Origin of the sequence: Cognatundibacterium luofuense (genome assembly GCF_018139685.1) — a bacterium.
Taxonomy (GTDB): Bacteria; Pseudomonadota; Gammaproteobacteria; order Burkholderiales; family Burkholderiaceae_D; genus Undibacterium; species Undibacterium luofuense.
Genome location: NZ_JAGSPN010000004.1, coordinates 1 through 14,574 on the forward strand (window position 1 = coordinate 1; position 14,574 = coordinate 14,574).

Annotated in this window: 9 protein-coding genes and 1 pseudogene; 9 read left to right on the forward strand and 1 reads right to left on the reverse strand. The window is 46.0% G+C overall.

Features of this window, described 5'->3' with window-relative positions; translation table 11 throughout:
* The coding region (locus tag KDM89_RS06830) for a transposase (protein ID WP_212687208.1) at nt 1-256 on the reverse strand (256 nt) is incomplete at its 3' end.
* 77 nt (nt 257-333) lie between these two features.
* On the opposite strand from KDM89_RS06830, the pseudogene KDM89_RS06835 reads away from it, so the two are divergent.
* The 9 genes and pseudogenes from KDM89_RS06835 to KDM89_RS06875 form a co-directional block, all read left to right on the forward strand.
* Nucleotides 334-1,011: pseudogene (locus tag KDM89_RS06835) on the forward strand (IS5 family transposase); the annotation flags it as partial.
* A 670-nt stretch (nt 1,012-1,681) separates the two neighbouring features.
* Nucleotides 1,682-2,800, forward strand: a complete 1,119-nt coding sequence (locus KDM89_RS06840; protein ID WP_212687209.1) for an HlyD family secretion protein — start codon at nt 1,682-1,684, stop codon at nt 2,798-2,800.
* A 100-nt stretch (nt 2,801-2,900) separates the two neighbouring features.
* Nucleotides 2,901-3,161, forward strand: coding sequence for a hypothetical protein (locus KDM89_RS06845; protein ID WP_212687210.1), 261 nt, complete (start codon nt 2,901-2,903; stop codon nt 3,159-3,161).
* 192 nt (nt 3,162-3,353) lie between these two features.
* Nucleotides 3,354-4,541: a radical SAM protein gene (locus KDM89_RS06850; protein WP_212687211.1), complete on the forward strand. Its 1,188-nt coding sequence runs from the start codon at nt 3,354-3,356 to the stop codon at nt 4,539-4,541.
* Nucleotides 4,538-6,220, forward strand: coding sequence for a gluzincin family metallopeptidase (locus KDM89_RS06855; RefSeq protein ID WP_212687212.1), 1,683 nt, complete (start codon nt 4,538-4,540; stop codon nt 6,218-6,220). Before KDM89_RS06850 ends, KDM89_RS06855 begins: the two co-directional genes overlap by 4 nt.
* Before the next feature lie 54 nt (nt 6,221-6,274).
* Complete coding sequence (locus KDM89_RS06860) at nt 6,275-8,344, forward strand: peptidase domain-containing ABC transporter (protein WP_212687213.1); 2,070 nt, start codon at nt 6,275-6,277, stop codon at nt 8,342-8,344.
* 1,064 nt (nt 8,345-9,408) lie between these two features.
* Nucleotides 9,409-9,918 carry an integrase core domain-containing protein gene (locus tag KDM89_RS06865; RefSeq protein ID WP_212687214.1) on the forward strand — a complete coding sequence of 170 codons (510 nt, stop codon included), beginning with the start codon at nt 9,409-9,411 and terminating at the stop codon, nt 9,916-9,918.
* A gap of 275 nt (nt 9,919-10,193) precedes the next feature.
* On the forward strand, nt 10,194-12,344 hold the full coding sequence (locus tag KDM89_RS06870; RefSeq protein WP_212687215.1) for a multicopper oxidase family protein: 2,151 nt from the start codon (nt 10,194-10,196) through the stop codon (nt 12,342-12,344).
* 252 nt (nt 12,345-12,596) lie between these two features.
* Nucleotides 12,597-14,573, forward strand: a complete 1,977-nt coding sequence (locus KDM89_RS06875; protein WP_212687216.1) for a tyrosinase family protein — start codon at nt 12,597-12,599, stop codon at nt 14,571-14,573.
* Nucleotide 14,574 lies beyond the last annotated feature (1 nt).

A 14,574-nucleotide genomic window follows, 5' to 3' on the forward strand; every position in this document is an offset into this window, starting at 1 on the left:
AACCGATCACCTCTTTAAATGCATGATTCTCCAGTGACAGGTCAGCAACCATCATTTTGAGTTTGCGATTTTCCTCTTCGAGGTCTTTCAGGCGCTTGATATCTGCTGCCTCCATACCACCATATTTTGATTTCCACTGGTAGTACGTAGCTTCGGAAACGCTGTGCTCACGGCAAACATCTTTCACTAAACGGCCCGCTTCGACAGACTTCAGAATTCCAATGATTTGTGTTTCGGTAAATCGGCTCTTACGCATTTGTGCTCTCCTTTGGCATCTCAGTTTGCCTCAAGAACTCTGGTTATGCATGGTTCGATTTTACGGGAGGGTTACATTTGGACTGGGGCGTCCCAGATTACAGCGCGCTATCCAGGCGGCAGCAGACGCTGCAGGTCAAAATTCCCTACCAGAAAAGCTCAGGTGCGCTGCATCTGCTGGTGGATAGCACAGGCATCAAGATGTTGGGCGAAGGTGAGTGGGAAACCAAGAAGCGCGGCGCAGAATATCGCCGGCAATGGCGCAAAGTGCATCTGGGCATCGATGCGCAAACCCTGCAGATTCGCGCTATTGAGGTGACTGACAACCGTCAGGGCGAAGCGCAAATGCTGCCTTCGCTATTGGCGCAGATCCCGGCCGATGAGCCGATAAGCTGCGTGAGCGGGGATGGGGCTTTCGATACCCAAGTCTGTCATGAAGGGATTGCCGCGCGGGGCGCAAGTGGATGCATTCCGACTCGCAAGAATGCGAGATCGTGGAAAGGAAGTTCGCTGGGTGTTCTGGCCCGGAACGAGATTCTACGGGCAACCAAACGACTAGGCCGGGCGATTTGGAAGCGCTGGAGTGGCTATCATCGCCGCAGTTTGGTGGGAACCAAGATGTATTGTTTCAAACGGTTGGGTGAAAGGGTGACGGCTCGGTGCTTCGATGGTCAAGTGGCAGAGCTGCAAGTGTGTGCTGCCATCTTGAATCGCTTCGGCATGCTGGGGCGTCCATGCACGGTGGCGGTGGCGTAAATCGGTCTGGGGGAAGGGGCGTCTCGACCTGTTCAGGATTTGTGCAACAGCGCCATTTAGAGTCCATGATTAAAAAAATGTCTGCAAACGGATGTTTGTAATAAATACATTGAAAATTTCAGCGTAGGAAATTTCGATAATTATTTCTATTGATTATAAAATAAATTTATCAAAATATAGAAAAATAATCTTCTTGTAAAGGGGGGGTGTTGTTTTTTTTGGTATTTTTATTTTTTGTTTTTATTGAATCCAATTATAGAAACATTTATAGTATTTTTCATACATCAAAAAATAGGCCAACCAAAACTCTGAAAAGAAGAATGTACACATCAAAATTGGTGAGAATATTAAGATGCGACGAATGTTGACTCAATATCTGCCACATTTGAGCTCATCGCAGTTCGGCGCGATTGCTCTGGAGTGCAAATGTTGCAAATGTTATTCAAAGTCGCGTATATGGTAACTGCAGTTTTTTCGATTTAACTCTCTGTGCAAAAGAATATCTCTCATGCTTTTTAGACGCGAGGCCGTTGAGTACAAGCAGGCTAATTGGATAAAGCCTGCAAAGATTACTGAAGGCGCGATACCTCCTAGTATCCCCATACTTGCTGTAATTGTTACATTATCACTATTGACGTTCTGTCTGACAGCGCGTATCCCACGGAAAATTTTGATCAATGGACACCTAGAGCCCAGGTCGGGTCTGGTAACTATTTCCAGTGGTGTGCAAGGTTCTATTTTGTCCGTTGGTGCAACCGATGGTCAAATGGTTGCAAAAGGACAGCCAATCTTCGAGATCGGTACCGATAAGTATATTGGTGGCGATTCTACTGCACGGCGTGTACAAATCTCCATTGACGAGCAAAAGCTCACATTAAAACGAGAGATCAGTTTACGTGAACAACAAAGTAAGCAGCGAGGAGTGGCCTTAACTGCGCGCGTCAACGGACTAATGCTTCAACGTGCTAATTCGGCGCAGGATCTCGCCTTATCGCGCGAACGCTTGCTGGTAACCGAGGCTGAGTGGCAGCGTAGTATTGAACTAGGGCGCAACGGACTGGTACCAAAATCTCAGGTCCAACAAAAGGAATTAGAAAACCTAGAGGCGAAATCACGTGTAGCAAATTCGGAGCGCGTCCTAGCAATGATTGACCTCGATATTCAATCCGCCCGTTCAGAGCTTGAAGGTTTGAAAGCGCAACTTGGTCCCGACATCGAAAATCTGAAACGCTCTCTTGCTGCCAACGCTCAAGCTAGCGTGGAGGCTGCAATTCGTAGCGGTTTAACAATCACAGCCCCTGTGGCTGGCATGTTAACTCTGCTACATCGTAATGTTGGCGAGGCTGCGCAAGTCAATCAGATTTTGGCCACTATCACCCCGGCCGTGGATGTTAGTGAATCCGGACAGATTAATCTCGTTGCGACTTTATTTGCTCCAAGCCGTAGCATTGGTTTTATTCGACCGAAACAGTCGGTAGTAATTAAATATCAAGCATTTCCATATGAAAAGTATGGTGTTGACTTCGGTGTGGTGGAAAACGTCAGTCCGGTAGCTGTAGCGTTACAGGATCTTCCTGTGATGTATCAGCGCCAAGCTGCACAACGCGGAGCCGATGTAGAGAATTATTACAAAATCGTTGTGACACTTTCCGGCAAAGCTACAAATCGATACCGAAAAGAATTGAATTTGAAAGCTGGCATGATTTTTGAGGCTGAGATTCGGCAGGATGAGCGTTATGTCTGGGAGTGGATTTTTGATCCGTTTTTACGTGCACGAACCATTTTTTGAAATTTGATAGATGTCGTCGAAGCACAAGCTTGGCGTCTTTTATTGAATAGCGCGATGTGCCCGGCGTGACTCAGGGTGCGTTAAAAAGGAGCTTTTAAAAATGAATGAAAAAGATCAACTAGATGTTGCTCTGGGTGACGTGATCTTGTCATCTAGTAATGGCAGCGAGGTGGTTAAGCGTTTGTTGACACCTGCAGAATGGGACGATGTTGTCGGTGGTGATGGTTATGCTCAAGGTGGCAATTATACTCAAACCAGTGGTAACTACAGCCAGTCAGGTAGTGGCAGCCATTCGCAAACCGGGGGAGGGAACTATACTATGGCTAGCCCAATTACTCCCCCTCCTAAAGGTATTGGCTAATTTAGTTAGTTGTCCCGCGATGTAAAGTCTTTACAGACAAGGCTTTTCATTGTGGGTACTGAAAGGATATCCGCAGCTTTCCAAATACTAGGGACTGCTAATTACTCTTCAGTTGGCAGAAATTTCACAGCACTTTTGAGTCTATCAGCGGTTTCCTAGTGTTATTGATTTATCTCATAATATATAGATAATATGCCTTTCGACACATTGCAGGTCATTCTCAAAGTATCAGAACGTTGTAATTTGGCCTGTACCTATTGCTACTACTTCTATGCTGGTGATGATACCTACGCAAAAAGACCGCCTGTTATGAAAGAATCTACAGCGGAGGAAGTAGCCGATTTTTTGAATCAAGGAGTACGTGATTTAGGAATATCACGTGTACTCATTGCGTTTCACGGTGGCGAGCCATTGTTACTGAAACCAGAACGTTTTCGATTCTTCTGTGATATTTTCCGGCGCAAATTAAATCACGTCCAACTTGGTTTTCAAGTGCAAACCAATGCTGTGCTTATCAACGACGAATGGATCGCAACGTTCCAGGAATATGAGGTTAACGTAGGTATAAGTATTGATGGTGGTGAGCAAGAAAATGATAAATTTCGAATCGCTAATAATGGTAAGGGTTCATACAATGAGGTGGTGGCCGGGTTGCGCAAAGTTCAGGCAGCAACTCAGGGTGTGAGGGCTCTTTCGGCACCAAGCACTATTTCTGTTATTAATGCCGCTTTCGATTACCGTAAAATTTTCAAGCACCTGCATGAAGATTTAGGTGTCGAGCAAATCTCTTTTTTGTTTCCAGATGTGCAGCACGATACAGGTTTGCCTTTTAACACCCCAGCTGAAAGGTATGGAGAAATACTCTGTCAGATATTTGATGCCTGGATAGAAACCGGAGCTCAGGCCAAAGTGCGTCAAATTGATCGATTATTAAGTTTTTTTCAACAAATTAACGAGGTTAGTATTCCGTCAAATTCAAGTGGGCAAGGTCTAGGCACTCAAATTATTGTTGTTCAAAGTGATGGAGAATTGTCACTTGATGACTCTTACATGGTTGCATTGGAATGGCGTCAATCTCAAAAAACACCGCATGTAGCACAAACAAGTCTTGAAACTTATTTAGCACAACCGGTATTTGCTGATATTGATGCCTATCGCGCCAAACTGCCAAGTACCTGCAAATCTTGCTGCTGGAGTCGTGTTTGCCGTGGCGGAGATCTTGAGAATCGTTATTCAAAATTGAATGGCTTTGACAATCCCAGTGTATTTTGTGATGGTTTGAAAAAGTTCTACACTCATGTGACAAAATATCTGATTGCAAATGGATATTCACGCTTCGAGATTGAAAGACGTTTATTGGGCAAAGGGACGGCAGTATGAAGAGTGTAAATGAATCAGGTAGCAGTTTGTGGGTAAGGATTAGATGTGTATCAATGCTTATATTGCTTTATACTTTCGCATCAACAGCACTCGCGCAATCAGCTCTTGTGACGCTAGCTTTCAATGCTGACCATTCGAGTGTCGAGGCCAGCTTCGAATTATCACATGCGGTCGAAGTTTTGCGCTTTGCAGGAAATGGTGAAATTCGATTGAGATCTTGGGTTCCACAGGGCGGTGTGCGTTTGAATGCTGATGGTACTGCATTGCTGCTACCGAAACCACAAAAGCGTTTTTCTGTACGACTGAACGCGTTTGAATACGATGGTTTGCTTGATCGAGTTTACACTCCGGTTATACTCTTTGGAGACGGGCGTGGTGCGCAGGTTTATTCGGAATATTTGCTTCCAAAAGGTGGGGGGGCAGTAAATCTCGCTAATGCAGGTGTGGTGTTGGGACGTGCCGTAAGCAAGGGTATGATAGTCTGGCGTGCTAATGATCCATCCACCTACATAGTTATAGGTCAAGTTAATACGAAAGCCGAAGCTGCATACGTCATCACAATAGATAATGCACTACCGAGTTGGATCGCTAAATCTTTGGATAAGCGAGTAGGTTCCCTCATGGACTTGTACTCGCGAAAGTTTGGTATTAGTCCCAAGCATAAACCGTGGATTGTAGTTTCATATGATCCTGTTGCGGCAACTGGTGAATTCGGTTTTCGCGGTGACACTAATCCTGGAATGGTCCGCCTGAACTTGATGGGACAAAGTTGGAAGCATGAAGATGTAGACCAGGCCTATCAATTAGATAATTTTGTCGCGCATGAGCTATTCCACCTGTGGAATGCTGAACTTTGGCATTTAAAGAACAATGAGCCTGTCTGGCTCTTGGAGGGCGGAGCGGAGGCTGCTTCGCATGATGCCTTGCGCACTTTAGGGCTTGCTGATACTGAACGCTATAGATATCAGCGTGCGAACACCCTGATTGGCTGCACCACAGCAAATGGTGAAACACTATCAAGCAAACTTGTTAGTGGCGGACGTACGCATTACAACTGTGGAGCTTCTATTTTCTATCTTGCTGCAGCAATGAGTGAAGACAGCTCCCTTCCCATTACCCCCCTGGACTTATGGGCTGATTTATTTGCGGCCACCAAGACATCACGCAGTTACACAGTTGCAGATTTGCTTCGAGTCGCGATGCAACGTGCGTCTCATTCATCCGTTTCTACACAACAATCTTACCTTAATGACCTGATCGAATCGAAGCTCCCATGGCGTGAAGTGCTGGCGCGGGGGCAGCAAATCTTTCATATACATCAAATTACGGCGGGGGAGCATCTACCCGCCATTGTTGCTAAAATTATACTGGATAAGTTGGTTATTGACAGGGTCGCCTACGATTGTGATGGGGCGACAAGCGTCGCCTACGATAATCAAATCTACCAAGTAGATGCTCTGGATTCATGTCACAGAATCCGGCGACCAGTGATCCTAACGCACCTGGGCGGATATTCGATGCGTGAAAACGGACTAATGGCCGTAGCTTACGCGCGCAATCAATGTTCAAAAGGTCTTGATCTGCATTTTGGTGGCAAGGAAGATGTATCACTAGATATTCCATGTTCGCAAATGCCTCCGATGCCATCCAGCCTGTTTGTCCCCGATTTCGATCATTAAATAAGTAGATAATTTTGCAATTATTTCGAAGCATGTAAGTAACGAGTTTTGTCTATGAAGATTGTTTTTCAGTCTGAAGCAGCCGAATGCGGTCTGGCCTGTCTTACCATGATCGCTAACTGGCATGGTAATGATCTTAATATTGTACAGCTACGCAATATGGTTGGCGCGAGTCCACGCGGTATGAGCCTCAGGCGCCTAGTGGGTGCCGCTGATTCAATTGGTCTAATTGCTACACCGATGCGTATGGGACTTGATACATTGAAAACCATTAAAGTGCCCTGTGTACTACATTGGAATTTCGATCATTTTGTTGTGATGCGATCCTTTGCAAGAGGTTATTTTGAAATTTACGATCCAGCAGTAGGTGTCAGGCGGATGTTGCCTAAAGAAGTGTCGCATCACTTCACAGGGGTTGTTGTTGAATTTTCCAAAGTCGCCGCTTTTGCGCCGGAGACGCCCCGTGTGCAACCAAGCATCACACAATACTTTGCCCAAACAAGTGGTCTCTTGCGTTCATTGATGGGTATTGGAGTTATCGCATTAGCGCTTGAGGTGTGCAGTTTGTTTGGGCCTTTGTACCTGCAATTTGTTATTGATAATGTCGTGTCCTCTGCTGACTTCGATTTACTGACTATTTTAGCAATCGGCTTCGGCTTAATTTTATCTGTACAGGCTCTGTTGGCTTATCTTCGGTCATGGACGATTTTAATTTTGACACAGGATCTAGCCATACAGTGGGCAACGAATATCTTCTCTCATCTAATCAAATTGCCGATGGAATTTTTCGAACGCCGTCGCTTGGGTGACATTGTCTCCCGTTTTGGTTCAATAGGCACTATACAACAAGCACTCACTGTAAGTGCTTTGGAAGCTGTACTTGATGGCTTAATGGCGTTAGCTTCATTGGCAGTGATGTTGAGCTATTCGCCAATGTTATCGGCCATTTCAATTACTGCCCTCCTTGTGCAAGGAGGGGCGAGATTCGTGGTCTACAATAAGCTAGAGCGATTGTCAAAGGAGCGTCTTGTTATTTCCGCAAAGGAAAGTACCTACTTTCTTGAAACTATTCGGGCCATGCTGCCGTTGAAACTCTTTAATAATGAGATGCAGCGGCGACAAAATTGGCAGAGCCTAATTAGAGGTGTGCAGCAGTTAGATCTACGCAAAGGTAAGATTGACGTAGCACTTGGTTCGGTGGTTTGGTATGTTGGTGCATTGGAAAATATTGTTGTCGTTTGGGCTGGTGCACGATTAGCTCTTTCCGGAGATCCCCTGCATTTCTTAACGATCGGAATGCTCATCGTTTTTCTCACCTATAAAATGCAATTTTTGCAGCGAACAAATAATATTCTAAAATTTTTTGTCGACTTCAAAATGATCCGCATGCACTCTGAGCGCTTGGCAGATATTGTGCTAACTACTCCCGAACCAACATTCGAGAAAACTGATCTCTCCCATTTGCCTGCAATGATCGAATTACGTAACGTAAGTTTTCGTTATGATAGTAGTGAGGCGTGGGTGCTACGCAATGTGAACTGCTGTATTCAAATGGGTGAAAGTGTAGCGATAACTGGCCCTAGCGGTGGGGGTAAAACAACATTGATTAAAATTTTGTTGGGCTTGTTGACGCCGACAGAGGGCGAGGTGTTGTATGGAGGAGTCAGGATTGAGACATTGGGTATAAAAAATGTCCGCAGCATGATTGGCACGGTGATGCAAGATGACGCACTTCTTACTGGAACCATCCAAGAAAATATCACATTCTTTGATAATGATATTCCTGCCGAATTCGTACAAAATTGCGCTCGCCTAGCTTATATACACGATACTATTCAAAAGATGCCAATGGGATATCATACGCTTATCGGTGACCTGGGTTCGGGACTCTCTGGTGGTCAAAAGCAGCGTCTGCTGCTAGCTCGCGCGTTATGCAAGCGTCCTAAAGTGTTGGTGCTTGATGAGGCAACAAGCCATCTAGATGCTCAAAATGAAGCTGGTGTCAACGGGGTACTTGCTGATCTTGGACTGACACGGATTGTGGTCGCTCATCGTCCTAGCACTATTGCATATAGTAGCAGAGTGTTGAATGTCGCGGATGGTGTTGTTTTTGAAAATGCATAATAGTTTAGACGGTCTGCTTCGTAAAATCACTGCTACCAGCATGAATTCTTAGTTTTTTTGATTGCAGTTGTTGTTTTTTTTGGCGACATGCTGCCATATCGCGGACCTTTCTAATAGCTTGACCATTACCTTTGACGACGATCAACGCATTTGACATAACCAGTCCCGCACTTGGCATTCTCGAAACAAGGCTGCATAATTTTGCTTCCTTATCGCTCCTGTTCAATTTGGATATTCTTGGGAAAGAGTCCTTGAAGTAGTAATCGGAATAGGTATTCAGTGTTAGCTACGCCAAGGTAAACGACATGTACGTAGCCAATTATTCGTATGAGCGAAATCAGCTAGCTGCCAAGGAAGGTGACGGCATTCGCGGCTGCGCAGTTCGGTGACTTTGTCTGGTGTGTTGATTCCCTGGTCGAAAGAGCTCTGCGCTAGGCGAAAATGCTCCTCTAAACTGCTCCCCCCAAAATAGGCACTGTGAAGATGTAGAGTCTGCCTATTTTGCCAGCACGGAATCAGCGAAGCCACCTACTACAACTGGAAGCCAAATTCGGCTCACGACTGTGTCTACGATGTACGGTGACTCAAAGTCACGGAGGCCGAGAATACGCAACTCGAGCACTTGCTGGCGGAATCAATGCTCGATAACGCAGCTTTAAAATTCATCGCCAGCCAAAAAGTGGTAAGCCCACAAGCCAGGCGTGTTGCCGTTTTGCATCTGATGACAGCACATGAGCTAGGTACTCCCCCGTGCTTTTGGACTGATCGGGATATCGAGATCCAACTACCGTTATCAAGGCTAGCCACAGGACGATACTTCGTTCAAAGCACGGCTGCACGAATTGGCTAGCCAGAGACGGCGCTGGGGCCACTGGCCGCTGCACATCCTGTCTCGGCGGGATGGCAGGGCGATTAATCACAAGCGGACTTACCGCCTTTATCGGGAAGCCGAGGTGATGATTTGCCGAAGGAAACGCAAACGTTTTGCCGGTATCGAACGCATTTTCAAAGCATCGGCAATGGCATCGAATCAAAGCTGGTAGATAAATTTCGTCTCGGACGGTATGGTAAGTGTACGACGAATCCGCTGCCTGAATATTGTCGATGATTTTACGAAACAATGCCTAGCCACCGAAGTGGATCATTCTTTGCCCGGGCGAAGGGGCGTTCATGTATTGGAAAGGCTGGCAGAAAAATGTGGACTGCCGGCATCGATCAGGGTTGATAACAGTCCGAAGTTTGCAAGTAAAGCACTGGATGCATGGGCCTGTGAATGTGGGTTTAAACTCTATTTAATCGAACCAGGCAAGCAGCAGAACGCTTACATGGAGTGCTTTGACGGAAAATTCAGGGACAAATATCTGAATGAACATTGGTTTGTTTCGCTGCGCTACGCTAGGGAAGCAATAGAAGAATGGCGTCGAGACTATATTGAGCAACGACCACACGGCACAATTGGCTATTTGACGCTGAATCAGTTTGCATACAGTTTTAAATCGCGGACTCTAGTTTGGTTTCGTACTAACTTTTTTTGGGGGCGGCAGGTCACCTCGAAAAAAACGAACGAAATATAAAAACTATGATAAAGTTATTTTATTAAAATGTAAATTTATTTATTTACATAATTAGCAATGCTTGGATAAAATCGTCTCGGCAGGGCTAAAACACTTCGGCCCTATTGGAAATATCGCAAATAAGCGATGCCAATCTGCCAGCAGGCAGCATTTTTGTGAAAACCTTGGCTAACCGGTGGCAATGCAGACGGTACCCATAGTACGACAAAGAACCATAACGTCGCAGAGGTACGTTTTGTACGCCGTCAATCATTGTCATTAACGAAGGGTAACTGATGATGTCACACCAAACTCCATCCACGCATCGCCACTCTATCCTTTGGCTCGCAGCGGTGAGCTTGTGCACCTCGATCGCTTTTGCCGATGAGGCGATAAACGCTAACGCTCTGGCTAAGCTTAACCAACGTATATTACAAGTTCCGCCATTATTGACTCCAAACGACTTTCCTATCAATCACACTCCTAGTCCAAGAGACCAGTTTGAAAAATCATACGACCTGTTTATTCGCTATACCGACGGCAGTATTTATAACCCGATAACAGGGACTGCGGATAAAGTCAGACTGCGCGCATATCAGCAAAAAAAAGATCGATCATGGGATACTAATATACTCGGCGCCGCTCGCTTTCAGGCTCCCACAGTGATGATGGTGCCTGGACAAACCGTACGATTTAAGTTGCATAACCAATTACCTGAGCAGGTTGAGAAACTCTCTGCACACACGGATCAGACCGAAATTCAATGCCCACCTACGGAATTGAATGCGCCTGGCAGCCCTGGCTGCTTCAATATCACCAATCTGCATTCGCATGGCTTGTGGATTTCACCCAGTGGGAATAGCGATAACGTATTGCTGTCCATTGAGCCAAATGTCAATTTTGAATACGAATACAACGTTCCGGTAGATCACCCGGCAGGAACGTTTTGGTACCATCCCCATGTGCATGGCACGACTGCGATGCAAGTGGCGAGTGGTATGACGGGTGCATTGATCGTAAAGGGCGAGCGTTACCCTAATCTGGCAAAAAATGGCGATCTGGATACCTTACTCAAGGAATTCGAACCTAAAAAGGGGGGAAGTAGCGCTGAAGTTATGCTGTTGCAGCAGGTGCCTTATGCCTGTTTCAAAAGTACGCCGGGTAATCCCTATTCCAGCTATCAAAGTGTTTACGATAAAGATGGTAATGAAATTGGTCCTTGGTCTTGTGCTGAGGGTGAAGTTGGCGTTGTGGAGAATTTTAATCAAGTAGAAAAACCTGGCAGTTGGCGTGCGTCAGGGCGTTACACCATGATCAATGGTCAGGTACACCCTAAAATTGTGATGGCCCACAACACGGTCCATCGCTGGCGTTTGATTGATGCTGGCTTTCAGGATACGGTGAAATTGCGTATCAAACAGGTCACTAAGCCTGAGGAAGTTTCTGACCTATTGAGTGGCAAAAAGTCGATAGAAGAAGTATGTAGTGGTAGCGACGTGTGGCAATTTGAGGTCGCTAGCGATGGCTTGACGCACGCAAAGGCGATTTCGAAAACCACGAATTTTCTACAACCAGGATATCGCAGCGACATTCTTTTTGCGCTTCCCAACGCAGGTCAATATTGCGTTTACGATGACAAGGCACCAGCCTCGCTTAACAGTGACCAAGCCAAAAATGCGCGTTTGCTCGCGATAATTGATGGTGGTACATCAGGAAAATCTTCTGCGAAAACTATACGTGCAAGTGATGAGGCTAGCCAAACGCAATTCATGACTCAGCAACTGTTAGTCGCAGCGAATAAACAGCCAGCCATTCTGCGCGAACAAATCAAAGCGGATCTAAAGAACGGCTTGCAGCTCAACAAATTTGTTCCGCATAAAAGCTTTACGCCTGAAACACTTGCGAAGCTAAATAGTCAGACTAAAGAATACGTTACCTTTGATATCGCACCGGTCGGCGACAAAACACGTTTTATGGTCGAAGGGAAATTTAATCCCAATCTGCAACCTAGTCTTGAATACACCTATAAACCAGACCGTACGGACCATACGCTGATTTTAGGAACTGAGCAGATTTGGACACTCAGATCCAAAGTAGGCAGCCATCCATTCCATATTCACGTTAATCCTTTTCAAATTATTGGAATCAAATGGGTAGGTCAGGGGCCTGAAGATAAAACCTCGGATGCTTATCAGCAGTATCAGAATCTGATTGGTACGTGGAAAGATACTTTATTAGTTTCACCGGATTACGAGATCGAGGTGGCAACCCGCTATCAACGTTACATCGGTGAATACGTTTTACATTGTCATATCCTCGAACATGAAGATCAGGGCATGATGCAGAACGTTAAGGTGGTTGTGCCGAATAGTAAAGGTGGCGCTTCTTCTGGCGCACATGGTGGGCATAGCATCCCTGTTAAACACAGTGAGCACTCTGGGCACTGAATGACATTACATCTAATCAGTAAGAAAAGCTCAACTCTGCTTCTTACTGATTTTTAAGTCCAATAAAGTCACCCGGTTACTTCATTCAATTGATCCATTTCGAGCAGGTACGGATTTTGCTGTTGAATGTTTCAACTGGCCTAGTCCCGCCAGCTTAGGTTGAGAGCCCGCTCTCAACCTGGAAATGGACTGTAGCGCCGCGTCAAGTCGTTTCTCCGTTTACTTCAATTGACATGTAAGGATAAAACGCATATGAGTACTTCAGAGCAAGCTCAATCCACACTTCCCAGCCAAGCCATGAATTTTTCGGTGGCTAATCCCACGCCTTCTGCAAATCTCTCTTTAAGCAAATATCAAGGGGCGGGCTTTCGTTCGCAATACAGTACCTGGTCGCTATTGGAAAATGGCGGCCTCATGCAATTCAATCTGCAACTGAGTAGTCCGGTACGTGTCGCCTGGGATATGACTGTTTGCGCCGCCTTGGTTGATGGCAAAGCAAACAATCCTATTTCCATCAGCGTCAATGGCTTTTCTTTTATTCCGGAATACGTCGATCAAAATCCTAATTTCCACACGGTCAACTGGAGCATTCCACCATCGCTATTAAAATCAGGCGCGAATGAGATCACTGTCACTTTGCTAGGTTCGGCAAGCAGTCAGTTTTTCATTCAATCAGTTAACGTTGCAGCTACGAGCCTGACGCGTAACAATGCCTGGAATAACGGCGGTACCTTTCAAAATCCAGATTTACTCTGGTACGCCAAAGGCGTGCGCGCAATGATGGCAAGGCAATTGTCTGACCCGACCAGCTGGTGGTTTTTCGGGGCAATTCATGGTCAATATATAGTCAATGGCGATGATCCTGGCACGCCTGTGCCTAGTGGCTTCCCAAATTGGGCGGATATTCCACCGGTGCCCGCAGTACCGACGAGTCCTTTACCGAGCACCACGCAAATCGCTCAGTTTTGGGACCAGTGTCAACATGCCGGTTGGTTCTTCCCACCCTGGCATCGTGGCTACCTGTATGCCTTGGAAAATATTTTAAGCATACTGATACAACAGCAAGGTGGTCCTGCCAATTGGGCCTTGCCATACTGGAACTACCTCGATACAGACACGAATCAACTCAATATGCCGCCGGCTTTTGCCCAAACACATTTGCCGGATAACACCGCCAATCCGTTGTATGTCACTGCGCGTTATGGCATACAAGGGAATAGCCAAATCTATATTGACCCCAAGGTAGTTAATCAGAAATGCCAGCAAAACACGGCTTATACCAACGAATATGGCGGTGGTAATACCGAAGGTTTTGCACATTTTGGCAGCTCTACCGGTAACCTCGAACAAAATCCACACAATATGGTTCACAACGAGGTAGGTGGACAAGTCAGCGATACACTCTGGGGCTTGATGGCGGACCCGGGTTTGGCGGGTCTCGATCCGATTTTCTATCTGCACCATGCAAATATCGACCGTCTCTGGGCGAGTTGGAATCTGGCGGGAAATGCCAATCCGACCGATGCTGATTGGTTAGACGGACCCAATGACAGCGATCCCCGAGGTAATCGCCGTCCCTTCTATATGCCTAATCCGAATGGCTCAGCCTGGCTATACTACCCATCGATGGTGAATACCATTAGCCAGCTTGATTACTCCTATCAAAATCTCGGCGCACAAGCACATGTCCCAGTCGGTAATTTGATGCATGCGCGCTTGCGTGCTTTGGCTCAAAGCCAAACTTTGACAGTTCCGACGCTTATGGAAAACAAAAACACTCCAGAGTTATTTGGTGCATCTAACCAAAACATAAGCCTGGGTGCGGCTGCTACTCAGGTTAAGGTTAAATTAGATAGCGCTCCACAACAACTGTTAGCAAAAAGCCTATCTACAGCCAGCGCCAGCCAATTACCTGACGATGTTTACCTTGTGCTGGAGGGTATCAAAGGGCAGATGGATGCGGCAATTTACAAGGTGCTCGTCAATAATCTTGATGCTGGCCACTTCTCACTTTTTGGAATACGCAAAGCAAGTGCTCCAACCAGTCATCATGCTGGCGCTGGTTTGACGGTGAAATTGAATATCTCCGAAATTGCGGATCAATTGCATTTATCGGGAAATCTAACCGACAATTTGGATATTCAGATTGAACCGCAAGGGAAGATATATGCTGATGGTAGCACTTGCACCATAGACCGAATTAGTATCTACCGACTGTCTAACAACTAAC